This window comes from Streptomyces sp. NEAU-sy36 (assembly GCF_013423905.1).
In the GTDB taxonomy this organism is placed as follows: domain Bacteria; phylum Actinomycetota; class Actinomycetes; order Streptomycetales; family Streptomycetaceae; genus Streptomyces; species Streptomyces misionensis.
Window position 1 is genome coordinate 5,712,540 of sequence record NZ_CP058977.1, and the last position, 24,679, is coordinate 5,737,218.

20 protein-coding genes, 1 pseudogene and 1 riboswitch are annotated in these 24,679 nt (G+C 73.4%); of the genes and pseudogenes, 15 read left to right on the plus strand and 6 right to left on the minus strand.

Translation table 11 applies throughout. The features are described from left to right. Positions 1 to 288: 288 nt before the first annotated feature. From HZZ00_RS24955 to metC, 6 genes are all read left to right on the plus strand, one after another. Positions 289 to 1,509 (plus strand): ATP-grasp domain-containing protein, encoded by a 1,221-nt coding sequence (locus HZZ00_RS24955; RefSeq protein ID WP_257585267.1) that lies wholly within the window; start codon positions 289 to 291, stop codon positions 1,507 to 1,509. A gap of 121 nt (positions 1,510 to 1,630) precedes the next feature. Next, positions 1,631 to 2,872, plus strand: coding sequence for a radical SAM protein (locus HZZ00_RS24960; protein ID WP_180328560.1), 1,242 nt, complete (start codon positions 1,631 to 1,633; stop codon positions 2,870 to 2,872). Between the two features lie 19 nt (positions 2,873 to 2,891). Then, positions 2,892 to 4,112, plus strand: coding sequence for an acetyl-CoA carboxylase biotin carboxylase subunit family protein (locus HZZ00_RS24965; protein ID WP_180328561.1), 1,221 nt, complete (start codon positions 2,892 to 2,894; stop codon positions 4,110 to 4,112). Continuing rightward, positions 4,109 to 4,981 carry a sulfurtransferase gene (locus tag HZZ00_RS24970; RefSeq protein ID WP_180328562.1) on the plus strand — a complete coding sequence of 291 codons (873 nt, stop codon included), beginning with the start codon at positions 4,109 to 4,111 and terminating at the stop codon, positions 4,979 to 4,981. The genes HZZ00_RS24965 and HZZ00_RS24970 overlap by 4 nt, the downstream gene beginning before the upstream one ends. Then, positions 4,978 to 6,240, plus strand: coding sequence for an MFS transporter (locus tag HZZ00_RS24975; protein WP_180328563.1), 1,263 nt, complete (start codon positions 4,978 to 4,980; stop codon positions 6,238 to 6,240). The genes HZZ00_RS24970 and HZZ00_RS24975 overlap by 4 nt, the downstream gene beginning before the upstream one ends. After that, positions 6,237 to 7,481 (plus strand): cystathionine beta-lyase, encoded by a 1,245-nt coding sequence (gene metC / locus HZZ00_RS24980; protein WP_180328564.1) that lies wholly within the window; start codon positions 6,237 to 6,239, stop codon positions 7,479 to 7,481. The genes HZZ00_RS24975 and metC overlap by 4 nt, the downstream gene beginning before the upstream one ends. Here the strand turns inward: metC and HZZ00_RS24985 are convergent. Together HZZ00_RS24985 and HZZ00_RS24990 are read right to left on the minus strand one after the other, a co-directional pair. Next, the gene (locus tag HZZ00_RS24985; RefSeq protein WP_180328565.1) at positions 7,438 to 8,856 is read right to left on the minus strand and encodes a cytosine permease; all 1,419 of its coding nucleotides are present in this window, start codon (positions 8,854 to 8,856) and stop codon (positions 7,438 to 7,440) included. The genes metC and HZZ00_RS24985 overlap by 44 nt on opposite strands. Positions 8,857 to 8,990: 134 nt before the next feature. Next, positions 8,991 to 9,992 carry a YafY family protein gene (locus HZZ00_RS24990; protein WP_180328566.1) on the minus strand — a complete coding sequence of 334 codons (1,002 nt, stop codon included), beginning with the start codon at positions 9,990 to 9,992 and terminating at the stop codon, positions 8,991 to 8,993. A gap of 89 nt (positions 9,993 to 10,081) precedes the next feature. Here HZZ00_RS24990 and HZZ00_RS24995 point away from each other — a divergent pair, with 89 nt between their 5' ends. The 7 genes from HZZ00_RS24995 to acs all read left to right on the plus strand — a co-directional run bounded on the left by HZZ00_RS24995 (position 10,082) and on the right by acs (position 17,617). After that, positions 10,082 to 10,480 carry a VOC family protein gene (locus tag HZZ00_RS24995; protein WP_180328567.1) on the plus strand — a complete coding sequence of 133 codons (399 nt, stop codon included), beginning with the start codon at positions 10,082 to 10,084 and terminating at the stop codon, positions 10,478 to 10,480. Positions 10,481 to 10,612: 132 nt separating this feature from the next. Then, on the plus strand, positions 10,613 to 11,836 hold the full coding sequence (locus HZZ00_RS25000) for a sensor histidine kinase (RefSeq protein ID WP_180328568.1): 1,224 nt from the start codon (positions 10,613 to 10,615) through the stop codon (positions 11,834 to 11,836). A gap of 140 nt (positions 11,837 to 11,976) precedes the next feature. Then, complete coding sequence (locus HZZ00_RS25005) at positions 11,977 to 12,789, plus strand: LytTR family DNA-binding domain-containing protein (protein WP_180328569.1); 813 nt, start codon at positions 11,977 to 11,979, stop codon at positions 12,787 to 12,789. Continuing rightward, the gene (locus HZZ00_RS25010) at positions 12,782 to 13,156 is read left to right on the plus strand and encodes a hypothetical protein (RefSeq protein WP_070021966.1); all 375 of its coding nucleotides are present in this window, start codon (positions 12,782 to 12,784) and stop codon (positions 13,154 to 13,156) included. The genes HZZ00_RS25005 and HZZ00_RS25010 overlap by 8 nt, the downstream gene beginning before the upstream one ends. Before the next feature lie 67 nt (positions 13,157 to 13,223). Then, entirely contained in the window at positions 13,224 to 14,726 is a 1,503-nt protein-coding gene (locus HZZ00_RS25015; protein ID WP_180333689.1) for a cation acetate symporter, read from the plus strand. A gap of 259 nt (positions 14,727 to 14,985) precedes the next feature. Continuing rightward, on the plus strand, positions 14,986 to 15,618 hold the full coding sequence (locus tag HZZ00_RS25020) for an acetate uptake transporter (RefSeq protein ID WP_180328570.1): 633 nt from the start codon (positions 14,986 to 14,988) through the stop codon (positions 15,616 to 15,618). Between the two features lie 43 nt (positions 15,619 to 15,661). After that, positions 15,662 to 17,617: an acetate--CoA ligase gene (gene acs / locus HZZ00_RS25025; protein WP_180328571.1), complete on the plus strand. Its 1,956-nt coding sequence runs from the start codon at positions 15,662 to 15,664 to the stop codon at positions 17,615 to 17,617. A 7-nt stretch (positions 17,618 to 17,624) separates the two neighbouring features. Here the strand turns inward: acs and HZZ00_RS25030 are convergent, their stop codons facing one another. After that, the gene (locus HZZ00_RS25030) at positions 17,625 to 19,088 is read right to left on the minus strand and encodes a M1 family metallopeptidase (RefSeq protein WP_306856116.1); all 1,464 of its coding nucleotides are present in this window, start codon (positions 19,086 to 19,088) and stop codon (positions 17,625 to 17,627) included. Between the two features lie 122 nt (positions 19,089 to 19,210). Beyond that, the gene (locus HZZ00_RS25035) at positions 19,211 to 19,936 is read right to left on the minus strand and encodes a restriction endonuclease (protein ID WP_257585275.1); all 726 of its coding nucleotides are present in this window, start codon (positions 19,934 to 19,936) and stop codon (positions 19,211 to 19,213) included. Between the two features lie 285 nt (positions 19,937 to 20,221). After that, positions 20,222 to 20,362: riboswitch (SAM riboswitch) on the plus strand. A gap of 195 nt (positions 20,363 to 20,557) precedes the next feature. Here HZZ00_RS25035 and HZZ00_RS25040 point away from each other — a divergent pair. Together HZZ00_RS25040 and HZZ00_RS25045 are read left to right on the plus strand one after the other, a co-directional pair. Further along, positions 20,558 to 21,271: pseudogene (locus HZZ00_RS25040) on the plus strand (IclR family transcriptional regulator); the annotation flags it as partial. 89 nt (positions 21,272 to 21,360) lie between these two features. After that, positions 21,361 to 22,023 (plus strand): 2'-5' RNA ligase family protein, encoded by a 663-nt coding sequence (locus HZZ00_RS25045; protein WP_180328574.1) that lies wholly within the window; start codon positions 21,361 to 21,363, stop codon positions 22,021 to 22,023. A gap of 243 nt (positions 22,024 to 22,266) precedes the next feature. On the opposite strand, the gene HZZ00_RS25050 is transcribed toward HZZ00_RS25045, so the two are convergent. Together HZZ00_RS25050 and HZZ00_RS25055 are read right to left on the minus strand one after the other, a co-directional pair. Further along, a complete protein-coding gene (locus HZZ00_RS25050) occupies positions 22,267 to 23,136 on the minus strand; it encodes a copper homeostasis protein CutC (RefSeq protein ID WP_180328575.1) in 870 nt (289 codons plus the stop codon). Then, positions 23,133 to 24,656, minus strand: a complete 1,524-nt coding sequence (locus HZZ00_RS25055) for a M81 family metallopeptidase (protein WP_180328576.1) — start codon at positions 24,654 to 24,656, stop codon at positions 23,133 to 23,135. The genes HZZ00_RS25050 and HZZ00_RS25055 overlap by 4 nt, the downstream gene beginning before the upstream one ends. Positions 24,657 to 24,679: the final 23 nt, after the last annotated feature.

Below are 24,679 nucleotides of genomic sequence, written 5' to 3' on the forward strand. Positions count from 1 at the left end.
ATCCGGACGTCGTGCTGGGGTTTTGTGAACGGAGTGTGTCGTAGTGGCCTGAAAGATGGCCGGAATGACATGCCGAGGGGCGCCCGCGCGCAGGCCGACGCCGGGCGTCGACCGGCCGTACAACTCGTGAAGCGTCCCTTGTGGAGACGGGCCGATGCCAGGTCAGGCCCTCGGTCGGGCGCGATTGTCACTGTGCGTGACCCTGTTGACATCCTCAGAGCACGCTTGCGATTGTCTTGCTCGCCGCGTCGGCCGAAGGAGCGATCGGCGCGGAACGGGGGAGGAAAAGTGGACGCAGTGAACGCGGACGGCCCGGACGAGGACTGTCCGGGGAACACGGACGACGTCTCCACTCTGGTGATCGTCGGCGCCAACCCGACCGTGGCGAGGGCGGCGGCGTCCCTGCCCGGCGAACTGGTCCACGTACAGCTGCCCGGCGCTCCCGCCCTCGACCCGGGCACCCGGGTGCTGACGGCCGACTTCCGGGACCTGCCCGCCTTCCTGACCTTCACCGACGAGGTGCTGCGCCCCCTGCGACCCACCGCCGTCGTCTCGCTCACCGAGTTCGGCCTGGAGCCGGCCGCGCTGGCCGCCCGCCTGCTCGGTGTCACCGGAGTCGATCCGGCCGTCGTGCACGCCACCCGCGACAAACTCGCCATGCGGCGCATCCTGGAGCGCGAGGCACCGCATCTGAACCCGGCCTTCGCCGCCGGCGACGACACGGCGGCGGTGGACCGGCTGTTCGCCGTCCACGGCCGGGCCGTGGCCAAGCCGGTCGACGGGGTGGGCAGCACCTCCATCGCCCTGGTGGAGAGCGCCGACGCGCTCCCGGCGGAGCGCCGCACGGCCGCCACCTTGTTCGAACAGTTCGCCGAGGGGCGGGAGTTCAGCGTCGAGGCCCTCTCCGAGAGCGGGCGGCACACCGTCATCGGCATCGCCGAGAAGGGCACCGCGGACGGTTTCGTCGAGGTCAGCCATATGATGCCGCCGCCCTCCCTGGACCCGCGCCGCCAGGAGCTGGTCGCCCGGGCGGTCGGCGAACTGCTCGACGCCCTCGGGCTCACCGACGGCCCCAGCCACACCGAGGTCATGGTCGACGGCGACAAGGTCGTCGTGATCGAGACCCACACCCGGCTCGGCGGCGACGGCATCGCGGACCTGGTCCAGCTCACCACCGGGGTCGAGTGGCGGCGCGCCGCCCTCGGCTGGGCGATCGGCGCCGGGGTCCGGCGGGGCCCCGCCACGGCCGCCGCGGCCGCCACCGTCTTCCTCACCGCCCCGCCCGGACGCGTGACGGCCGTCGCGCCGCCGCCCGCCCTCACGCGGGGGCGGGTGCACGCCTGGGACCTCACCGTCCGGCCCGGGGACGAGGTGCGCCCGCTGCGCTCTTCCGCCGACCGGCTGGGCATGGCCGTCCTGACCGCGGCCGGCACCGACGCCTGCGCGGCGGCCGTCGCGGAACTCACCGCCCGCCCGGTGGTCACCACCGCGCCCGCGCCTCGTCTCTGACGCGGAGCCGCACCGCGGCGCCCCGTCCCTCCCCGCAACTCCCCTTCCGCCCTTCCTTCCTGTCTCTTTGTCTCTGTCTCTTTGTCTCCTTCCAGACGACAAACACCGCATCGGGGGCCACATGTCCGTCCAGAACGCTCCGATTTCCTATGACTTCCACGGCGATGTCCCGTTCTCCACGCCCTTCAAGGACATAGAGCCCGACGACATCCACATCTACCTCGACCTCGACACCAAGGTCGGCAAGAACACCTGCGGCCAGAAGTGCGCGCACTGCTGGTTCGTCAACTACGAGAAGGTGTACGACAAGTCCTTCGCCATGGAGGAGGGCCCCCGCATCCTGGCGGGCCTGCGGTCGCACGGGTACCACGTCTACCCGCGCTACGTGGACAGCTTCGCCTACGACGGCGAGTTCATGAACCTCTACGGCCCGGCCAACAACCGCGAGTTCCGGCAGGAGCTGGACCACACGCCGACCGCGACCATGGAGAAGGGCGACGCCTGGACCAGCGGCCGTCCGCTGCTCGCCGACAACTGGCGGGAACTCCTCGACCGGGCGGTGGAGAACGGCTACGGCACCATCTCCATCACCTACCACGGCGTGATCGACGAGAACCTCCGGGTCACGGACCACAAGACGTACCCCATCAAGGGCGTCTTCTCGGGCGCGGACACCGAGGAGGTGCTGCGCCGGATCGCCGAGTACAACGAGGGCGTCGCCCCCGAGGACGCCTTCCGCGTCAACATCGGTGTCACCATCGGCCGGCACAACCACGGCCGCACCTCCCTGGAGCGCTACGCCCACTACTTCAACAAGCTGGGCGTGGCCACCGTCCGGTTCAACAACTTCACCGACCACGGCAACCGCCACCCCGAACTGCGCCTGAGCCGCGAGGAGGTCGAGCAGGCCTACCGGGACTTCAAGTGGCTGCACGAGACGATTCCGCTCGGCTTCCAGCTCGGCGTCAGCGAGGACTTCGGCACCTTCGGGATCAAGGCGATGGGCTTCCCCGGCCACGTCGGCTGGTGCCGGGCCGGCCGTCAGCTCTTCGCCGCCATTCCCGCGCAGGAGGAGGTGCTCTCGGAGGGACCCGAGGGCCGCCGCGAGAAGATCGGCGACATCGTCGGCTGCGTCAACACCTTCGAGCCGCACCTCGGCATCCTGACCCGCACCGTCACCAGCGACGCCACCACGTACGACGTGGAGTTCGACCACGAGGGGATCGAGGCGTTCACCGCCAAGCGGCTCGCCGGCACGTACAAGGACGGCTGCTTCGCCACCGAGCTGTCCGAGGAACTCGGCCTGATCTCCCGGGTCCCGGAGCGGCGCCGGCTGCCGCTGCTCACCGACTCCGCGTCCTGAACCGAGAGAAAGACCCGCCATGCGTCACATCCTCGTCTTCGCCAAGACGCCCTACGCCAAGACCCCGTACGACCAGTGGCTGGCCGGCTCGGGGATCGTCCCGGTCATCGTGACCGCCCGGGAGTACGCGCAGGGCTACTCCCACCTCCCGCACGTGCACGCCTTCGACGCGTACGACACCAACCAGCTGGTCGAGAAGACCGCGCTGCGGCTGGCCCGCGAGTTCGCGGTCGAGGCGGTCTTCGCCCGCGCCGAGGCCGACGTCGTGCGCGCGGCCCAGCTGCGGGAGCTGCTCGGACTGCCGGGCCAGCACACCGCGAGCGCGCTGGCCTTCCGCGACAAGGTGGTGATGAAGGACCACCTCGCGGGCGGCCCCGTCGACGTCCCGGCCTACCGCCGGCTCGACTCGGCCTACACCGCCCTCGACTTCGTCGCCGAGCACGGCTACCCGGTCGTGATCAAGCCGGTGTCCGAGTCGGGCTCGCTGGGCGCGGCGATCATCCGCGACGAGGCGGAACTGGACGCCTACCTGGCGAACCCCTGGCGGGGGACCAGCGAGATCGAGGTGTTCGTACCGGGGCAGATGTACCACGTGGACGGGCTGGTGGCCGGCGGGGAGGTCGTCTTCGTCCATCCCTTCCGCTACCTCAACGACTGCCTGTCCTTCCGGAACAACGACTGGGTGGCCAACCTGCCGCTCACCCGTGAGGACCCGCTGTACGACCGGCTGGTCAAGGCGGCACGGGCGGTGCTGGCCGAGCTGCCGACGCCGCCCCGGACCGCCTTCCACGCCGAGTTCTGGATCACGCCGGACGACCGGCTGGTCTTCTGTGAGATCGCCAGCCGTACCGGTGGCGGCATGATCAGCGCGATGGTCCGGCACGCCTTCGGGATCGACCTGGACAAGGAGTGGCTGTACGCCGAGTGCGGTCTGCCCTCGACGCTGGGCACCCCGGAGTACCGGCCCGCCGGGGCCCTGTGCATCCCGCCGCGGAACGGGGTGCTGGAGCAGTTGCCCACCGCGACGGCCGAGCAGCCCGGGTGCGTCCGCGAGGTGATGCTCACCGGGAGCGTCGGCCAGGAGTTCCACGGCGGGGTGAAGTCCGGCTTGTTCCTGGCCGGTTACGTGGTCGACGGGGACAGCGAGGAGGATGTGGCTGCCAATCTCGAACATGTGGCGGGCTGGTTCTCCGACAACTCCCGGTGGCGGCCCGCCGAGTCCTGCGGAGGTACCGCGTGAGCGCCACAACGCCCCCTGAGCACACCACCGTCGAGCCGGCCGGGCCGCTCGTGGACGCCGACTGGGTGGCCGGGCGGCTCGGGGAGGGCCTGGTCCTCTTCGACGCCTCGGTCGGCGCCCGCCGGGGCGCCGCCGCGCGCATCCCCGGGGCCCGCCCCTTCGACCTCGACGGGGACCTGTCCGACCACACCAGCGCGGTGCCGCACACCATGCCCGGCGCCGCCGAGTTCACCGAGGCGCTGCGCACGCTCGGGCTGCACGACACCGACACGGTCGTCGTCTACGACGCCCAGGGCATCTACTCCAGCGCCCGCGCCTGGTGGATGCTGCGCGCCATGGGCTTCGACCGGGTCGCCGTGCTGGACGGCGGTCTGCCCGCCTGGACCTCGGCCGGCCACCCGGTCGAGGCCGAGCCCGCCGCGTACGACGGCCCGCGCGGCACGTTCACCGCCCGGCCCCGGGCCGGCCTGATCGTGGACGCCGACACCGTCGCCGCCGCCCTCGCCGACCCGCGTGCCGCGGTGCTCGACGCGCGCACCCGGGAACGTTACGCGGGCACCGCCCCCGAGCCCCGCCCGGGCCTGCGCGGCGGCCACATGCCCGGCTCGGCCAGCCTGCCCTTCGGCGAACTCCAGCACGACGGCGGCGTGATGCGTCCGGCGCAGGAGCTGCGTACGGCGTTCAAGGCGGCGGCCGGGGACCGGGAGCGGCTGTACTTCAGCTGCGGCTCGGGGGTCACGGCCTGCGTCCTCGCGCTCGGCGCCACCCTGGCGGGCTACCGCGAACTCGCCGTGTACGACGGTTCGTGGAGCGAGTGGGGCCTGCCCTCGCAGCGCCCGGTGGCCACCGGCGGGAGCGATTCACCGTGAGCGGGGGGCGCGTCCGCGGCGGACTGGCCGCGAAGTACCGGACGTTCACCGCGCTGCCGGCCGCGCTCAAGGCCCTGATCGTGCTGTCGTTCGTCGTCGCGCTGGGCAGTTACATGGTCACCCCGTTCATCGGGGTGCTCATGGTCGAGGCCGTCCACCTGGACGTCCGGGTGGCCGGGGTGCTGGTGGCGGTGGCCACCTTCATCCAGTTCGGCGGCAGCATCCTGGGCGGCGCGGTCGTGGACCGGCTCGGGCTCAAGCGGACCATGGTGTTCGCGCTGACCCTGCGCACGGCCGGACTGGTGCTGCTCGGGGTGGCCGTCAAGGTGCCCTGGGTGGCGTACCCGGCCGTGGTCCTCGTGGCCGGCGGTCCGGCGCTGTACCTCCCGGCGAACAAGGCGTACATCGTCACCAGCGTCTCCGACGAACTTCGCCCGCTGTTCCTCGGGGTGAGCAGCGCCGCGCTCAACGCCGGCATGGGGCTCGGTCCGTTGCTGGCCGCGCTGCTGGTCGACGCCGACCCGATGGCGCTGCTCATCGGTCTGGCCGGGCTCTTCGCGCTGATCACCGTGGCCCACCAGGTCACCCTGAAGCCGGTCGAGCGCCGGCCCGCCGCGGCGCCGGGGACGTCCGGGGCGGAGGGGCCCGCCGGGAAGTGGGCGGCGCTGCGCGGGGCGTTGCGCCCGGTGCTGTTCACCGCGCTCGCCTACTACCTGTACTTCTTCTTCCAGAGCTTCATCGGCCTGTACGCGGCCGGGGTGTCCGACATCCAGGCGCTGGGCTGGGTGATGCTGCTCAACTGCGCCATGGTGGTGGTGCTCCAGCCGGTGCTGGCCGAGCGTATCGCGCGGGCCGACTACCGGCTGCTGATGGCCGGTTCGTTCGCGGTGATGGCGGCCGGCATGGCGGTCATGGCGCTCGGCGGCACCCCGGCCCTGCTGGCCGGCACCGCGCTGTTCACCATGGGCGAGATCTTCCTCTTCCTGCGCTGTGACCTGGAGCTGGTCGAACTCCTGCCCCGCAGCGCGGCGTTCGCCTTCGGCGTGCAGCGGCTCACGGGCGGCGTCGGCGGGCTCCTGGCCGGTGTCGTCGGCGGTTTCGTCTTCGCCCACTACAGGTCCGGCGGACACCTGGGCGGGTTCTGGCTGGTGGTGGCGGCGCAGTGCGCGGTCGCGGCGCTGCTCGCCCTGGCGCTGGGCCGCGACCGGCGGCCGGCGGCCGCCGAACCGCCGCTGCCCGAACCGGCGGTGGGCCGGTGAACGAGCCCGTCGACACGCCGCAGACCCGGTACGTGCACGCCGGTTCGGACCCGCGCCGGCAGGGCGGCTACGTCAACCCGCCCGTGCACCACGCCTCCACGGTCCTCTACCGGGACGTGGCCGAGATGGACGCCTCCCAGGCCGACCCGCTCAAACGGGGCGGCCCGGTCTACGGCCGGTTCGGCACGCCCACCAGCCGGGCCTTCGAGGAGGCGCTGACCGAGCTGGAGGGCGGCCACGCCACGGTGGTGACCTGCTCCGGCCTCTCCGCGATCACGACGACGATCCTCGCCTACGTCCAGGCCGGCGACCACATCCTGGTCAGCGACTCGGTGTACCTGCCGACCCGGAGGTTCTGCGACTCGCTCGCGGCGCTGGGTGTGGAGACCGAGTACTACGAACCGACCGCGGACGGCGCCGCCGTCGCCCGGCTGATCCGCCCGCGGACGAGGTTGCTGTACTTCGAGTCCCCGGGCTCCACCACCTTCGAGGTGCAGGACATCCCGGCGATCACCGCCGTCTGCCGGGCGCACGGGGTGACCACGATCGCCGACAACACCTGGGCCACACCGGCCTTCCACCGCCCGCTGGCCCTGGGCGCGGGCGTGGACGCGGTGGTGCACTCCGCGACCAAGTACCTGACGGGGCACGCGGACAGCATCCTCGGCGCCGTCGTCTGCACCGAGGAGAGTTACCCGCTCGTCCGGGGCGCGGCGATGCGGCTCGGCCAGTGCGCGGGGGCCGACGACGCCTATCTGGGCCTGCGCGGGCTGCGCACCCTCGACGTGCGCCTGGCCCGCCACCAGGAACAGGGCCTGGAACTGGCACGCTGGCTCGCCGGGCAGGAGGGCGTCGCGGCGGTCCTGCACCCGGGGCTGCCCGGGGACCCCGGCCACGAACTGTGGCGCCGGGACTTCACCGGTGCGGCCGGCCTGTTCGGGGTGGAGCTCGACCCGGGCTTCGGCAAACCGGACATCGACGCGATGCTGGACCGGCTCCGCCTGTTCGGCCTCGGCCACAGCTACGGCGGTTACGAGAGCCTGATCGTGCCCGCCGACCCCGTCTCCCACCGGCTGCCCGGCACATGGGCGGGTCGGGGGCCCCTGATCCGGGTGCACGTCGGCTTCGAGGCCCTGGCCGATCTGAAGCAGGACCTGAGGGCGGGCTTCGAGGTGTTGCTGCGGGGGCGGGCCGGGATCAGGAGACGGGGGTCTGCGCCTTCGTCCCCGGCTCGGCGGTGAGGATCATGCGGTCCGGGACGTGAGCGGTGTCCCGGTGGGCCGCGAGCCAGTAGAGGAGTGCCGGGACCGCCAGGCCGACGATCCACGAGATGTCCGTGCCGCCGAGGTGCTTCACCAGCGGGCCGGTGTAGAAGCTCGTGGCCAGGAAGGGGAGTTGGACCAGGAGGCCGACGCCGTAGACGACGAGGGCGCGGACGCGCCAGGCGCCGTAGCGGCCATGCGGATCGCTCAGCGCGGGCAGGTCGTAGCGCTCCTTGGCGATCAGGTAGTAGTCCACCAGGTTGATCGCCGACCAGGGGGTGAAGGCCGTGAGCAGGAAGAGCAGGAAGTCCTTGAAGGAGTTCAGGAAGCTGTCCTTGCCCAGGAGGGCGATCACGGTGCCCGCGATCATGATCCCGGCGATGTAGGCGGCGCGCACCCGCGGGGAGATCGTGCGCTGGGTGCGGAAGCCGCCGATCCCGGTCACCAACGACATGAAGCCGCCGTAGGTGTTGAGCACATTGACCGTCAGCTTGCCGAGGGCGATGACGAAGTACAGGAACGAGGCCATCAGGCCGGCGCCGCCCAGCCCGACGACGTAGCCGACCTGGTTGTCCACGAAGGCGCTGCCCGCGGTGGCCGCCGCGAGAGCGCCGAAGGTCATGGACCACTGGGAGCCGAGCGCGGTGCCGCCGAGGGTCCACCAGAAGGTGGCGCGGGCGGAGGTGGCGCGGGGCAGGTAGCGCGAGTAGTCGGCGACGTACGGCCCGAAGGCCAGTTGCCAGGAGGCGGAGAGCGAGACGGCGAGCAGGAACAGCGGCAGGTGGAAGGAGCGGTCGGCCAGCAGGCCGGTCAGGTCGGCGCGCCCCAGCAGGCGGATGCCGAGGTAGACGAAGGCGAGCGCGCACACGATGCTGGCGACCCGGCCCAGGGTGTGGATGAGCCGGTAGCCGACGATCGTGGTGACCGCGGTGACCAGGGCGAAGATCACGATGCCGGTGGTGTCGCCGAGGTGGGTGAGCCGGCCGACGGCCTCGCCGGCCAGCACGCTGCCGCTGGCGAAGAAGCCGACGTACATGACGATGACCAGCACCAGCGGGACGACGGCGCCCCGGACGCCGAACTGGGCCCGGCTGGAGATCATCTGCGGCAGGCCGAGGCGGGGTCCCTGCGCCGAGTGCAGGGCCATGACGGCGCCGCCGAGCAGGTTGCCGAGCAGCAGGCCGATGACCGACCAGAAGGCGCCGCCGCCGAAGACGACGGCGAGTGCCCCGGTCACGACCGCGGTGATCTGGAGATTGGCACCCAGCCAGAGGGTGAACTGGCTGAAGGCACTGCCGTGCCGTTCGGCGTCGGGAACCACATCGATCGAGCGTTGTTCGACCACGTTTGTCATACGTATGCCCTCTTCCGCAGTTCCCTCACCGGCCTGCATATGTCTATGCAGGATGAGAGTGAATGAATGAGAGGTCAATACTCTGGCGCGAAATAGTTGGTGCGGGCCCACGGCAGGTGGCCGCGGCCGGCCCCTCACGCTTCGTGCGGTCCGCGGCGGGCGCAGTCCGCGAGGCGCGCGGCGAAGTCGGCGACCAGGGCGCGGAGTTCGTCCGGGCGCTCGATGACGAACGGGCGATCGAGCGAGGCGAGCACGGCGGGCAGCCAGTCGAGGCGCTCCACCCGCATGTCGACGCGGGACCAGGGCCCGGGCTCCGTGACGTCGCCGCCCTCCGGCGGCAGTTCCGCCACGATCGCGACACCGGCGGGCAGCCGGGCCCGGACGTCCTCGGCGGCCCCCTGGACCCGCACCGTCACCTCGTGCCGGTACGGAGCCGTGGCGAGACCCCGCAGGACCCGCTGCGCGGGGTCGGGACCGGCCGGCGGCTCGAACGAGCCGGGCAGGGTGCGCACGCCCAGCATCCGGTCCAGCCGGAACATGCGGTCCTCCCCCGCCGTGCGGTCCTCGCCGGTCACGTACCACCTGCCCGCGTGGGCGACGAGCCCGTAGGGGTGCAGCGTGCGCTCGCTGTGCCGGCCGTCCGCGGCGACGTACCGGATGGAGACCGGCCGGCGATGGTGCACGGCGTCGGCGAGCGGGAGCAGGACGGCGCTCTCCGGGGCCGCCGGGGCGCCGGGCGCGTCGGTGAACGCGAGGGAGCCGAGTACGGCGTCGATCCGGTGGCGCAGCCGCTCGGGCAGCACCCGTCTGATCTTGGCCGTCGCGGTCTCGCTCGCGGCGGCGGTGGCGGGCGTCAGACCGGACCGCCGGCCGGCGACCAGGCCAAGCAGTACGGCGAGCGCCTCGTCGTCGCTCAGCATCAGCGGGGGCATGCGGTAGCCGGGGGCCAGCCGGTAGCCGCCGTACCGGCCGCGCACCGACTCGACGGGGATGTCCAGGTCGACGAGGTGATCGACGTACCGGCGCACCGTGCGCTCGTCGACGCCGAGCCGGCCGGCGAGTTCGGCGACGGTCCGCAGACCGCCGGACTGCAGCAGCTCCAGCAGGGTGAGGACGCGCGCGATGGGCCGGGACATACCGACAAGTCTGCCCCGGATACCGGGCGGGTTCCGCCCGGTATCCGCCCTAGCGTGGGGCCGCAAGCACCACCTTCCTGGGAGATTCCATGAACTTCACCTCGATCCGTGTCATCACCGGCGACGTCGCCCGCCTGGTCGGGTTCTACGAGCGCGCCACCGGAGCACGGGCGGACTGGTCCACGGACGACTTCGCCGAGATCAGGACCGCGTCGGCCACCCTCGCGGTCGCCGGCGCCCGGACCGTGCCCCTGTTCGCGCCCGGCGCCGCCCGTCCCGCGGACAACCACAGCGTGATCATCGAGTTCATGGTCGACGACGTGGACCGCGTGCACCGGGACCTGGCCGATCTCGTGCCGGACTTCGTCCAGGAGCCCACCACCATGCCCTGGGGCAACCGCTCCCTGCTGCTGCGGGACCCCGACGGCAACCTCGTCAACTTCTTCACCCCCGTCACGCCGGCCGCCATCGCCAGGTTCGCCCGCTGACACGAGCGGGAGCGCCACGCCTTCGGCCGCCGGGCGTGGCGGCCCCGGGCCCCGGCCGCCGCCGCACCCCCGCGAGCGTCCCCGGCACGGGGCGGCTGCCTCGCCCGGCACGAGAGGGCTACCTTGGCCGGCATGGCAGACATATTCCGGCGCCCCGGCCGGCTGCGTCGGCACGCCGGCTTCGACGGGCGCGCCGGGCAGGCGGCCTTCGAGGCGCTGCACCGCGCGTCCCTCGCGGCGCCGGCCCTGCGCGGTGGGCTGACCGAGACGTCGGCGGGTGCGGCCGCCCGGCATCTGCGCGAGTTGCTGGGCGTCCCGGGGCTCGCCCTCACCGACACCGAGCGGCTGCTGGCCTGGGACGGCGGCGGCAAGCACCATGGCGCGGGCGCGGCGGAGCTGGCGCGGGAGGTGCTGGCCGGCGGCGGCAGCGCGGTGCTGAAGGCGGACCGGGTGTGGTGCGGCGAGCTGCGCTGTGAGCTGCGCGAGGCCGTCGTCGCGCCGCTGGTGGTGGAGGACCGGGTCGAGGGCGCGCTGCTGGCCTACGCCCCGGGCGTGTCGGCCGGCCTGGTCCGCGCCGCCGGCGAGGTGGCGCGCTGGACCTCCGGTCAGCTGGAACTCGCGGAGATGCACCGTTCCCGCACCCGGCTGGTGGAGGCGGAACTGCGGGCGCTGCGCGCGCAGATCTCGCCGCACTTCTCGTGCAACGCGCTGACCGCGATCGCCTCGCTGGTGCGCACCGATCCGCAGCGGGCCCGTGAACTGCTGCTGGACTTCGCCGACTTCACCCGCTACTCGTTCCGGCGGCACGGTGAATTCACCACGCTGGCCGAGGAGTTCCGCTCGATCGGCCAGTACCTGGTGCTGGAGCAGGCGCGGTTCGGCGACCGGTTGCGCATCGACGTCCAAGCGGCCGTGGAGGTGCTGCCGGTGGCCGTGCCGTTCCTGTGCGTACAGCCGCTGGTCGAGAACGCGGTGCGGCACGGTTTCGAGGGCAGCACCGGGCCGGGGCGGATCACGGTCCTCGCGTGGGACGTCGGCGCCGAGGCGCACATCACGGTCGAGGACGACGGGGCCGGCATGGACCCCGAGAAGCTGCGCCGCATCCTGGTCTCGGGCGGCACGGCCGCGCCGGGCGGCGCCGGTCCGGGCGGGGGCGGCTCGGGCGGGGTGGGCCTGTGCAATGTCGACGCCAGGCTGCGGCGGGTGTACGGCGACGCCTACGGGCTGGTGGTCGAGACCGCGCCCGGCGCGGGCACCAAAGTGCGGTTGCGGGTGCCCAAGTACCGTGCGGGGGTGACGGCTCCGCCGGCCGCGGAGGGAGGGCAGCCGTCCTGGCCGCGCGAAGCGCACGGCTGAGCGGGACCACCCCGCCCGGCCGTCCTGCCGAGCGGCCCGCCGGTCGGCAGGACGCTGACCGGAATTCTCCTCCCGCGTGTGGCCAATCCCACACCCCTGAAGAGATTGACCAGCTATTTGAGCGCTGCTCATATGTGCGCATGCTGCGCATCCTGGTGGTCGACGACGAGCCACACGCCCGCGACGAGCTGGTCTACCTGCTCGGACTCCACCAGGGCGTCGGCCCCGTCGAGTGCACCGCGGACGGGCCTTCGGCCCTGCTCGCCCTGGACCGCGCACTGGCCCACCGGCACCCCGTGGACGCGGTCTTCCTCGACATCCGCATGCCCGGTCTGGACGGGCTGGAGGTGGCCCGGGTGCTGTCCCGCTTCGCCGAGCCGCCGCCGGTCGTGTTCGTCACCGCGTACGACGACTTCGCGGTGCCCGCCTTCGAGGTGCGCGCCCTCGACTACCTGCTCAAACCCGTCCGCGCCGAACGGCTCGCGGAGACCGTCCGGCGGATCGCCGAGCGGCGGGCACAGGCTCCCGCCGCCGCGGAACCGGCCCCCGCGCCCCCAGCCGCGCCCGGGCCGCCCGCGGAGCCGCCCGCCGACGACGAGACGATCCCCGTGGAGATCTCCGGGGTGACACGCTTCGTGCAGCGCTCGGAGGTACGGCACGTGGAAGCGTGCGGCGACTACGTGCGCCTGCACCTCGCCTCCGGCAGCTGCCTGCTGCGGGCGCCGCTGTCCAGCCTGGAGGAGCAGTGGCAGGACGCGGGGTTCGTGCGGGTGCACCGCCGCCACCTCGTCGCCACCGGCCACATCGAGGAACTGCTCGCCGACTCGGGACGGTTGTCGGTACGGGTGGCCGGGACCGTGCTCCCGGTCAGCCGCCGCAGCAGCCGTCGCCTGCGCGAACTGATGCTGCCCGCGGCCGGCCTCCCGCGCGGCGGACGGGCCGCCCATGGGTGACCCGTCCCGGCGCGTGAGCGTCACCCACCCCCGCACCCGTGCCGCCCGGCCCGGCCGACGGGACGCCGCGGTGCGCGACGTGCACGAACAGACCCCGCTCGGCGAGGTGTACATGAAGGCGCTGATGCGCACCCAGCTCCGGCTGGGCCTGCTGGTCTGCGCCGCGGTCTGCCTGCCGCTGGCCGCCCTGCCGCTGCTGCTCGGGCACGTCCCGGTGCCGCACTGGGCGCGGCCGTGGGGCGCCGGGCTGCCCTGGCTGGTCCTGGGACCGCCCGTCTACGCGCTGCTGGTGGCGGCCGGGATCTGCTACGTCCGCCGGGCCGAGCGCAACGAACACGACTTCGACGAACACGTCCGCCGCTCGTGAGCGCGCACCGGTGAACGCGCCGGCGAACCTGATCGCCGTCCTGCTCGTCGTCGCCGTGACGGTGGGCATGGGCGGCTACGGCCTGCGCTCCCGGTCCACCCCGGACTTCTACGTCGCCTCGCGCACCGTCTCGCCGCTGCGCAACGCCGCCGCCGTGAGCGGCGAGTACCTGTCGGCCGCCTCGTACCTGGGCATCGCCGGGCTGCTGGCGACGTACGGAAGCACGATGCTCTGGTACGGCATCGGATACACGGCCGGCTATCTGGTGCTGCTGGTGTTGGTGGCCGCGCCCCTGCGCCGCTCGGGGGCCTACACCGTCTCCGACTTCGCCGAGGCGCGCCTCGGCTCGATGGCGGTGCGCCGGACGGCCACCGTGTTCGTCGTCCTCATCGGGCTGCTCTACCAGGTGCCCCAGCTGGTGGGCGCGGGGCTCGCGCTGCACACGGCCCTCGGCGCGCCCGCCTGGTCGGGCACCGTGCTGGTGACCGCGGTGGTGCTGGTGAGCGTGATCACCGGGGGCATGCGCAGCGTCACCCTCGTCCAGTCCGTCCAGTACTGGCTGAAACTGACCGCGCTCGCCGTTCCGGCCCTGGTCCTGCTGCTCGTCTGGCGCGGAGCCTGGCATCCGGCCGGCAGCCCGGCGCCCCTGCCCGCGGCGCACCCGGCGACCGGGCACGGCGGCGGCCAGGGGCTCTACGGCGTCTACTCGCTGATGGTGGCCACCTTTCTCGGGACGATGGGGCTGCCGCACGTCACCGCCCGCTTCTACACCAACCCCGACGGCCGCGCGGCCCGCCGTACGACGGTGGGCGTCCTGTGCCTGCTGAGCGTCTTCTACCTGCTGCCCGAGGTGTACGGCGGGCTCGGCCGGCTCTACGCGCCGGACCTGGCCGCGGCGGGCCGGGCGGACACCGAGGTGCTGCGGCTGCCCGCCCTCCTGGTGCCGGGCACCACCGGCCGGCTGCTGGCGGCGCTGGTCGTCGCGGGCGCCTTCGCCGCGTTCCTGTCGACCTGTTCCGGGCTGGCCCTGTCCGTGACCGCGGTGCTGTCGCAGGACCTGTTCGGCGGGGACGTACGGGGATTCCGCCGGGCCGCCGCGCCGGCCGTCCTGGTGCCCTGTGCCATCGCGCTGCTGCTGTCGGGCAACGGCATGTCCGTCGCCCACGAAGTGGGCCTGATCTTCTCGGTGGCCGCCTCGACGTTCTGTCCGCTGCTGGTGCTGGGCATCTGGTGGCGGCGGCTGACCGCGGCCGGAGCCGTCGCCGGGATGCTGGTCGGCGGCGGGCTGTCCGCGGCGGCCCTCACCCTCACGCTGCTGGGGGCCGGCGGACCCGGCTGGGCGGGGGCCCTGCTCGCCGAGCCCGCCGCCTGGAGCGTTCCGGCGGCGTTCCTGACCATGGTCGGCGTCTCCCTGCTCACGCCCGGCAGGGTGCCCGCGGCGGCCTCCGTGATGCTGGCCCGGCTGCACCTGCCGGAGGTGCTGGCGGCGGGCCCGGCCGACCGCTCGGCCTCGGCCGGCGACCGTTCGTCTCCCGGCGCCGTCCGTTCGTCGCTCGACGGCCACCACTGATCGACAAGTCACGTACGAAGGCTCCCCGGCGGGGCGGGTGTGCCGCACAGTAACCGACCAGGGAAAGGCACCGGCAAGGGACGGCCGGCCGCGCTCCCCGACCGGGCACGGCAGCCGGGCCCGCCCCGTCCGTCCGCGCCCTCGCGCCGCGGACCGACCCCCGCGGCCCGGCCCGCACGCCCGCGTGCCGTCGAGTCCACGCCCGCACCGCCTCGCTCCGGACCCGCGTTTGAGCCTCCTTCGACCCAAGGACCGCACCATGACCGACACCCAGACGCCCGGCACCGACGAGCGGACCCCGGCGAGCCCCGCGGTTCCGCGGCCGCAGATCGCCGACCCCGGCCCCCTGGGCCTGGCGGCCTTCGCCCTCACCACCTTCGTGCTCTCCGTCTTCAACGCCGGCCTGATCGAGGACGGCGCCCTGGAGGCCGTGGTGCTGCCGCTCGCCCTCTGCTACGGCGGGATCGCGCAAGTGCTCGCCGGGATGTGGGAGTTCCGCAGGAACAACACCTTCGGTGCCGTGGCCTTCACCTCCTACGGCAGTTTCTGGCTCTCCTTCGCGGCCTACGTGCGGTTCGTCGTTCCGAAGCTGCCGGCGGCCCACGCCCACCAGGCCACCGGCCTGTTCCTGCTGGCCTGGGCCGTCTTCACCCTCTACATGACCGTCGTCGCGACCCGGATCAACGGTGTCCTGCTCGCCGTGTTCACGGTGCTGTCGCTGACCTTCGTCCTGCTCGCCGCCGGGGAGCTGGGGCAGAGCACGGGCGTCTCGCACGCGGGCGGCTGGGCGGGGCTGCTCACCGCGGTACTGGCCTGGTACGGCTCGTTCGCCGGCGTGGCCAACGCCACCTGGAAGGACAAGTCCCTGCCCACCTGGCCGCTCGCGGGCTGAGTCCGCCACCACCGCACGACCGACCGACGACGACGGAGTCCCCATGAGTGAGATGAGCCTGGCCAACCTGCTGAAGGAGGAGCGCAGGTTCGCGCCTCCCGCCGACCTGGCAGCCCATGCCAATGTCACGGCGGAGGCGTATGAGCAGGCCAGGGCTGACAGGCTCGGGTTCTGGGCCGCGCAGGCCGGCCGGCTGACCTGGGCCAAGGAGCCGACCGAGACGCTGGACTGGTCGAACCCCCCGTTCGCGAAGTGGTTCAAGGACGGCGCGCTGAACGTCGCCTACAACTGTGTGGACCGGCATGTGGAGGCCGGGCACGGTGACCGTGTCGCCATCCACTTCGAGGGCGAGCCCGGTGACAGCCGCGCCATCACCTATGCCGAGCTGAAGGACGAGGTGTCCCGCGCGGCCAACGCCCTGCTCGAACTCGGTGTCCGCGAGGGCGACCGGGTCGCCATCTACATGCCGATGATCCCCGAGACCGCGATCGCGATGCTGGCCTCGGCGCGTATCGGCGCCGCCCACTCGGTCGTCTTCGGCGGCTTCTCCGCCGACGCGCTCGCCACCCGCATCCAGGACGCGGACGCCAAGGTCGTCATCACCGCCGACGGCGGCTACCGGCGCGGCAAGCCCTCCGCGCTCAAGCCCGCGGTGGACGAGGCGGTCGCGAAGGCCGGCAACGTCGAGCATGTCCTGGTGGTGCGCCGTACCGGTCAGGACGTCGCCTGGGACGAGGCGCGGGACGTGTGGTGGCACGACCTGGTTGGCCGCCAGTCCGCGCAGCACACGCCGCAGGCGTTCGAGGCCGAGCATCCGCTGTTCATCCTGTACACCTCGGGTACGACGGGCAGGCCCAAGGGCATCCTGCACACCTCCGGTGGCTATCTCACCCAGGTCGCCTACACCCACTGGGCGGTGTTCGACCTCAAGGCGGAGACGGACGTCTACTGGTGCACCGCCGACGTCGGCTGGGTCACCGGCCACTCCTACATCGTCTACGGGCCCCTCGCCAACGGCGCCACCCAGGTCATGTACGAGGGCACCCCGGACACCCCGCACCAGGGCCGCTTCTGGGAGATCGTCCAGAAGTACAAGGTGTCCATCCTCTACACCGCGCCCACCGCGATCCGCACCTTCATGAAGTGGGGCGACGACATCCCCGCCCGGTTCGACCTCAGCAGCCTGCGCGTCCTGGGCTCGGTCGGCGAGCCGATCAACCCCGAGGCCTGGGTCTGGTACCGCAAGCACATCGGCCACGACCGCACCCCCGTCGTGGACACCTGGTGGCAGACCGAGACCGGCGCCATGATGATCTCCCCCCTGCCCGGAGTCACCGAGGCCAAGCCCGGCTCCGCCCAGCGCCCGCTGCCCGGCATCAGCGCCACCGTCGTCGACGACGAAGCCAACGAAGTCCCCGACGGCGGCGGCGGCTACCTCGTCCTCACCGAACCCTGGCCCTCCATGCTCCGCACCATCTGGGGCGACGACCAGCGGTTCAAGGACACCTACTGGTCCCGCTTCGAAGGCAAGTACTTCGCCGGCGACGGCGCGAAGAAGGACGAGGACGGCGACATCTGGCTCCTCGGCCGCGTCGACGACGTGATGCTCGTCTCCGGACACAACATCTCCACCACCGAAGTCGAATCCGCGCTGGTCTCCCACCCCGCCGTCGCCGAAGCCGCCGTCGTCGGCGCCGCCGACGAAACCACCGGCCAGGCCATCGTCGCCTTCGTCATCCTGCGCGGCACCGCCTCCGAAACCACCGAACTGACCGGCACCCTCCGCGACCACGTCGGCGCCACCCTCGGCCCCATCGCCAAACCCAAGCGCATCCTGCCCGTCGCTGAACTCCCCAAGACCCGCTCCGGCAAGATCATGCGCCGCCTCCTGCGCGACGTCGCCGAAAACCGCCAGCTCGGCGACGTCACCACCCTCACCGACTCCAGCGTCATGGACCTCATCCAGTCCAAACTCCCGGCCTCGTCCAGCGAGGACTGAGGACCGGTCAGCTCTCGTCCGGCCTGCCCTCTTCCCGGAGCCAGGTGGTGAAGAGGGCGGTCAGGTCCTTCCCGGAGATCTTCTCGCACAGGGCGATGAACTGGGCGGTGTCCGCGTTCCCGTGGCGGTGCCGCTCGGTCCAGGTCCGCAGGATGGAGAAGAACGCCGCGTCGCCCACCGCCTCGCGCACCTTGTGCAGCGTCATGGCGCCCCGGCCGTACACGGGCGGTGCGGACACCTCGCTCGCGCCGGGGGGACTCGCCGGCGGGAAGTCCCAGATGCCCTCGCTTTCGGGGTGCGTGCCGTCGTAGAAGGAGGCGAAGGTCTGCCCGGCCGTCCTGCCGCCCCGGTCCTCCTGCCAGAGCCATTCCGCGTAGGTGGCGAACCCCTCGTTGAGCCACATGTCCTTCCACTCGCGCGGGGTGACGGAGTCGCCGAACCACTGGTGGGCCAGCTCGTGCACCACCAGCGTCTCGTCGGGAGCGGAGTCGAAGTACGGCTTCGTCTGGGTCTCCAGGGCGTAGCCGAGGCCGGGGAGGTGGTCGACGACGGCGCCCGTGGAGGAGAACGGGTACGGCCCGAAGCGTTCGCTCGCCCAGTCGACGACCTCCGGCACCAACTCCTCGATCCGCTCTGCGGCTCGGGCTTCGTCGGGGTCCACGGCGAGGTAGACGGGCAGCCCGTCGGGCGTCCGGGTCCTGGTGATGTCGAAGGTGCCGACGGCGACGGTCGCGAGGTAGCTCGCCATGGGCTCCTCGGTACGCCAGTGGCGTACGACCCGGTCCCCCCGGTCCTCCTCGGCCACCAACTCCCCGTTGGCCACCACGTCGTACGGGTCGCCGTCGGCGTCCCGTGGCACGGCGACCGTGATATCGTAGGTGGCCTTGTCGGACGGGTGGTGGTTGCCCGGGAACCAGGTCGTGGACCCGGTCGGCTCGCCGAGGGCCGTTGCGCCGTCGTCGGTCTCCACCCAGCCCTCCACCGCCCCCTCGTCGTCCTCGACGGTGCGGGGCACGCCTTCGTACTCGATCGCGGTGCGGAAGGTCCGCCCCTTCTCGATCGGCTCGTCCGGCGTCAGCGTCAACTCGGCCCCGTCGCGCGCGACATGGGCCGACGCGCCGTCGACCGTGGCGCCGCGCACCTTCATCCCGTCGAAGTCGAGATCGAAGCGGGACAGGCCCTTGGTGGCGCGCGCGGTGATCACGGCCGAGCCCTTCAGGCGGTTGGTCTCGGGGACGTAGTCGAGGTCCAGGTCGTAGTGGGTGACGTCGTAACCGCCGTTGCCCAGTGCCGGGAAGAGCGCGTCGCCCACGCCGGCGGAGCCCGCCGTGCCCGCGGTCGCGTGCCCACCGCAAGCGGTGCCCGCCAGGACCAGAAGCGTCGCGAGGACCACATGGCGCGCGGCCCGCGACCGCGCGGCCCCTCGACCACCGAAGGGGGCGCGTGTCCTGCCCTTCACCGCGTCAACCAACAGACCCGCACCGTCTGTCGGTGTCTCTCCGCCCCGTGCGAGCCACCCCGGTCTCGACCACATGCCCTCCCCTTTTGCGTCACCTTACCTTCGCTTCGCGATCACGGCCGTGGGCGCTCCGCTCAGGAGCGGGCGGTCGGCCTGCGGGGCGGCGGGAGCGCCCGGAGGAGTTCCCACAAGGGGCGCGAGCCGGCGGCCCACGCCCCGAGGGTGTGGCGGTCGACCACGTGGAGGCGCTGCTGCCGGGCGAACGCGACGGCCGGTGCGGTGACCCGGCCGTTCGTCACGATCACGGCGACGTCGGCGCCGTGGACCGGGCGGGCGGTGCCATTGAGGACCTGAAGGTCCGGTGTGCCCACGGCGGACCCGGCCAGGCCGGCACGGCGGTGCTTGCACTGGATCACCCAGCGCCGCCCGTAGGGGTCGGTGGCCTTCACATCGGCACCGAGGTCCCCGCCACCGCCGACGCGGGCCGCGTCCGGACAGCCGTCGCGCCGCATCAGGTCGCGCACCGCTTCCTCGAACCGGGAGTGGTGCAGCGCGTCCAGCCGGGCCAGCCCGTAACGCAGGCCCCGGGCCCGGACCGCTTCCCACCGCGCGCTCCGCCGCTTCAGCTGGAGCCGGGCGCCGAGGCCCAGCACCGCGAGCAGGCCGACGAGGACCAGGACCCACCAGTGGGCCGACAGCCAGTGGACGACGGCCACCACCAGGGCGACGGTGAGCACCGCGGCGGCGAGGAGGCCGATCGGCCGGTCGTCCGCACGCTGCCGCCGCCTTCCGGACCGGCGGGCGCGCCGCCGCACCACCCGCCCGGCCGGCGCCCGCCCCTTGCGGGTGCGGGGGCTCACCGGCCCGTCCGCGCGACGCCGCCCTCGGACCGCCCCACCGCGAGCGGCACCAACACCTCGCCGGTCAGCACCAGTCCAGCCCTCCCCCACCACCGGCCCGCACGCCACGGGGCGGCAGCGGGCCGCCCCGGCCTCCTTGTGTACCCGGGCCCCGGTGGTCCGGCAGACGGGTTGCCGGTCGATTGGCACGAACCCGATCGGACCTGGCCGAATACCAGGCCCGGGGCGCGGGCGCCGAGGACTCCCCCGGACCGGCGAGCCGGGGCGTCTTGTAAAGTTGCTCGCGAATCATCCAGAGGGGTGGAGGGACCGGCCCTACGAAGCCCCGGCAACTTCCCGGTCGAGTCGGCGTGCGACACGCGCGCCACCGAGCGGGATCAGTGCCAACTCCGGCCTGTCGCCAACGCGGCGCGGGAAAGATGAGGAGACACGGTGCTCTCTGTGCTGTCCGACGCCCGGGCGCTTCCCGCCCCGGCCCCTCTGTGTACCCGTCTCGTGTCCGGCGCAGGCGATCGGCCGATCCTTCCGGCCTGCCCCCGCTGACCTCACCGCTCCTCACCCGGGAGCCCCCGTGAGCGCGACCCCGCCGCGCTCGCGGATCCGAGACTGGAGTACCCATTCATGGAGAAGACGAGCGGCGTAGGCGTGCTCGACAGAGTCGCCCTGATCCTCGGTGCCTTGGAGGCCGGACCCGCCACGCTGGCCGGACTGGTCACGACCACCGGACTGACGCGCCCCACCGTCCACCGGCTCGCGGTCGCGCTCGAACGCCTCCGCCTGGTCACCCGGGACGCGGCGGGCCGGTTCACCCTCGGCCCCCGGCTCTCGGAACTGTCGGCCGCCGCAGGCGAGGACCACCTGCTGACCGCCGCGGGCCCGGTCCTCGCCCGGCTGCGCGACGCCACCGGCGAGAGCGCCCAGCTCTACCGCAGGCAGGGTGACGAGCGCATCTGCGTGGCCGCCGTCGAGCGTCTCGCCGGCTTGCGCGACACCGTTCCCGTCGGGGTCGCCCTGCCCATGCGGACCGGCTCCGCCGCCCAGGTCCTGCTCGCCTGGGAGGAGCCCGAGCGCCTCTACCGCGGCCTCCGGGGGGCCCGCTTCACCGCCACCACCCTCAGCGGCGTACGGCGTCGCGGCTGGGCCCAGTCCGTCGGCGACCGCGAGCCCGACGTGGCCTCCGTCTCCGCACCCGTGCGCGGCCCGTCCGGCCAGGTGGTGGCCGCCGTCTCGGTCTCCGGCCCGGTCCGGCGCCTCACCCGCCACCCCGGCGCCCACCTCTCGCGGACCGTCGTCGAGGCGGCCGCCCGCCTCACCGAGGCCCTTCGCCGCCCCGGGTCCCCCGAGCGGCGCCCCGCGACGACCTGCGCCGGGAGCATGGCGGGCGGCACCCTGGAGCAGGGGGTGCTCGCGGGCGAGGAGGCGTGATGCGTACGGACGGCGAGGCGGGCGGGGGCCGGGCGCGGGCCGCGCCCGTCGGCGTCCTCGACGTGTCCCCGACGGCCCGCACGGCGGTGGCGTGGATCCCGCCCGCCCAGCTGTGGCCGCCGCTCCAGGACGTCCGCCGGGAACACGATCCGCAGATCCACCGCTGGCCGCCGCACGTCAACGTGCTCTTCGGCTTCGTCCCGGAGACCGGCTTCGAGCGGGCCGCCCCGCTGCTCGCCGCGGCGGCGGCCGAGGTGCCGGTCTTCACCGCGCGGCTGGCGGGGGTGCGCGCCTTCCGGCACCGGGCGTACTCCACAGTGTGGCTCGACCCGGCAGCGGCGGGCGCGGCACCGTGGGCGGACCTGCACCGCGCACTGCGGCAGCGGTTCCCGCGCTGCCGGGGTCCGGCCGCGGAGTTCACCCCGCACCTGTCCCTGGGCCGGACCCGGAACCCGCGGCGGGTCGCCACCGACTGCGCCGCCCGGCTCCCCGCCATGACGGCGACGGTCTGGGAACTGGTCCTGCTCGCGCGCGGCGGGCAGGGACCGATGCGGCCACGGGCCACGGTCGCCCTGGGCAGCGGCGAGATCCGGTGGCTGCCCGGCCGCGAGGAGGCGGGCCCGGAGGACACGGCATGGCTCGCCGAGATCACCGAACGGTGAGGGCGGAGCGACTCAGGGGAGGGACCACGGCGGAGGCCCTGATCGGGCCCCGTCACGACGAGACACGGCGGCTCCTCGCCACGGTGCCCGAACCGCGCCCCCACCGGGCAGCAACCGACCGGAACGGACGGCTGAGCCGCCGTCGGCCACGCCGAACGGACACCCAGCCGATGACAGCGGGGAACCCGTGACCGGGAGCGTCCGCTCGACACGCACGCCCCCCCACCGAGCAGTGAACTTCCGTCAGCGAAGCGCCGGTTGGCCGCTCCCGCCGGACGCCGCCGGGTGCCCGTCCGCGGTGTCCAGCGCCCGCCGGGCCTCGGCCACCACCTCCGCGTCGGTGACGAAGTGGGTGTCGTCGGCGGCGGAGGCGCCCGAGACCCCGAGGGGTGTCCAGGCGCCGCCGCGCCGGGGCCGGGCCCTGGTCTTGGCGGACAGGTGCACGGCGGCCACCCCCGCGGCCACCAGGGCGGGGATGTCGGCGGTGCGCACACCGCCGCCCGCCATCACCTGCACACCGGGAGCGGCGGCGACCATGTCGGCGAGGGTGGCCAGCCCCGCCGGCGCGGTGGCCGCGCCGCCGGAGCTGAGCACCCGGGTGATCCCGAGCGCGGGGAGCGCGGCCGCGACGGCGACCGGGTCCGCGGACTGGTCGATCGCACGGTGCAGGGTGATCTCCACCGAGCGTCCCCGGCTCCGTGCGGCGTCACGGGCGGCATCGGCCAGCCGGGTGACGGCCTCGGTGTCCAGGGCGCCCTCGGCGGTCAGCGCGCCGACGACCACGCCGGCGGCGCCGGACGCGACGACCGAGCGCACCTCGGCGACCATCAGGGCGATCTCCTCGGCGTCGTACGCGAAGTCGCCGGGCCGGCACCGCACCAGGGCGTGCGTCGGCACCCCGGCGGCCGCGACCGACTCCACCGCGGCCGCCGACGGGGTCAGGCCGCCCAGTTCCAGTCCGGTGCACAGTTCGACCCGGTCCGCTCCGTGGTCGCGGGCGGTGCGGGCGCCGGCCGGGGAGGTGACGGCGATCTCCAGGGCGACGCGCGGCGTACCGGTGCCGGGCGGCGGACCGGACCGGGCATGGTGGGGGGCGGCTGCGCGGCCCGTCACTCGTCGTCCCCGGTGAGCGGCCGGTCGGAGGCCGGAATGATCCGGGCCGTCAGGTCCGGGTCGGCCATGTCGCGGTCGAAGGGGAACATGGGCCGGCGGATGCGGTGGTGGCCGAGCCGTACCAGGTCCTGGTCGACGCCTCCCGGGGTGAGGGCCATCTTCCACGCCGCGGCCATGTCGAACAGCTCCGGCTCCAGGTAGCCGATCTTCACGATGACGACGTCGGCGGAGCGCGGGTCGAGGTCGAGGTCGGTGAAGTCGTGTTCGTGGTGGTACGGCTTGCGCAGCCGGGTGAGGATCGCGTACACGCTGCCGACGCGGATCACGACCTCGGTCTCGGCGTCGCGGTCGCCGTGCCGGATGGCGTGCACCACTCCGGTGAGGGTGACGGGACCGGCGTGCCGGTCGTCCACCTCGGCCCCGGCGGTGACGGTGACGGTGGCGCCCACGCCGGTGGCGACGGCGGTGTCGACGGCGGCGGGGCCGGGCACCGAGGCGTACAGGACGGTCGGTCCGTCGTCCTTCTGGAACTCCGGGCGCTCCAGCAGCCGGGTCAGGCCCCAGGTGACGTCACCGGCGCCGCCCGCGGTGGGGTTGTCGCCGGTGTCGCTGATGAAGTACGGCCGGTGGTCCGAGCGCAGGGCCTCGTCGAGGAGGCCGTCGAAGGTCCCGGTCGGGGCGACGAAGTCGAAGTCGTGGCGGGCCTCCCAGAAGCCCCGGGCGAGGCGTTCGGCACCGGCCGACACCGCCTCCCGGTCGGGGCCGGTCACCACGACGGCCGCGCGGTTGCGGGGAGCGTCGGCCCAGGCGTAGCCGACCCATATCGCCGCGTCGGTGACCCCGTCCATGGCCTCGACCTCGTCGACCGCCGCGTACACGCTCCTGGCGGGCTCGATGCGGGTGGAGGTCTGTTCTCCGGCCAGCAGCACCGGGACCGGCACCCACGCCTTCACCGGGCGGGGGCCGCCTGCGGCGAGCAGGTCGACCAGGTTGCGCACCGCGCGCTCCTTGGTCTCCAGGTGGTCCTCGTGCGGGGCCATCCGGTAGCAGGTGATGAGGTCGCTGCGGTGGGCGAGTTCACGGGAGACGTTGCCGTGCAGGTCCATCGAGGTGGAGACGATCACGTCGGGGCCGACGGTCGCGCGGATGCGTTCCAGCAGGACGGCCTCGGGATCCTCGACGCCCTCCACGCTCATCGCGCCGTGGATGTCGTACCAGAGGCCGTCGAGCCGGGGCAGGGCGGCGAGCCGGCCGACGAGTTCGTCGGTGAGCGCGGACCAGGCGGCGGCGGTGACCATGCCGCCCGGCAGCGACTTGCCCACCAGGGCACCGTGCCAGTCGGCGGCCTCGCGCAGCTCCTCGCCGGGGGCGAGGAAGGGGTAACGGCCGAGCACCTCGGCGCCCCGCGAGGGATGGAAGGCGGGGGCCTCGGTGCGGGCCGGGGAGAACGTGGACGACTCGATGCCGAGCCCGGCGATGGCGATGACCGGGCGGGCGGCGGCGGTTCGGGATTCCGACATGGCTCCTCGTAGGGGTGGGGTGC

Excerpts from the sequence above, each read along its gene's own strand:
- HZZ00_RS24960 (WP_180328560.1), top strand. The coding sequence starts at position 1,631 with ATGTCCGTCCAGAACGCTCCGATTTCCTATGACTTCCACGGCGATGTC.
- HZZ00_RS24965 (WP_180328561.1), top strand. The coding sequence starts at position 2,892 with ATGCGTCACATCCTCGTCTTCGCCAAGACGCCCTACGCCAAGACCCCG.
- HZZ00_RS24985 (WP_180328565.1), bottom strand. The coding sequence starts at position 8,856 with ATGACAAACGTGGTCGAACAACGCTCGATCGATGTGGTTCCCGACGCC.
- HZZ00_RS24990 (WP_180328566.1), bottom strand. The coding sequence starts at position 9,992 with ATGTCCCGGCCCATCGCGCGCGTCCTCACCCTGCTGGAGCTGCTGCAG.
- HZZ00_RS24995 (WP_180328567.1), top strand. The coding sequence starts at position 10,082 with ATGAACTTCACCTCGATCCGTGTCATCACCGGCGACGTCGCCCGCCTG.
- HZZ00_RS25000 (WP_180328568.1), top strand. The coding sequence starts at position 10,613 with ATGGCAGACATATTCCGGCGCCCCGGCCGGCTGCGTCGGCACGCCGGC.
- HZZ00_RS25005 (WP_180328569.1), top strand. The coding sequence starts at position 11,977 with ATGCTGCGCATCCTGGTGGTCGACGACGAGCCACACGCCCGCGACGAG.
- HZZ00_RS25010 (WP_070021966.1), top strand. The coding sequence starts at position 12,782 with ATGGGTGACCCGTCCCGGCGCGTGAGCGTCACCCACCCCCGCACCCGT.
- HZZ00_RS25015 (WP_180333689.1), top strand. The coding sequence starts at position 13,224 with ATGGGCGGCTACGGCCTGCGCTCCCGGTCCACCCCGGACTTCTACGTC.
- HZZ00_RS25020 (WP_180328570.1), top strand. The coding sequence starts at position 14,986 with ATGACCGACACCCAGACGCCCGGCACCGACGAGCGGACCCCGGCGAGC.
- acs (WP_180328571.1), top strand. The coding sequence starts at position 15,662 with ATGAGTGAGATGAGCCTGGCCAACCTGCTGAAGGAGGAGCGCAGGTTC.
- HZZ00_RS25045 (WP_180328574.1), top strand. The coding sequence starts at position 21,361 with ATGCGTACGGACGGCGAGGCGGGCGGGGGCCGGGCGCGGGCCGCGCCC.
- HZZ00_RS25055 (WP_180328576.1), bottom strand. The coding sequence starts at position 24,656 with ATGTCGGAATCCCGAACCGCCGCCGCCCGCCCGGTCATCGCCATCGCC.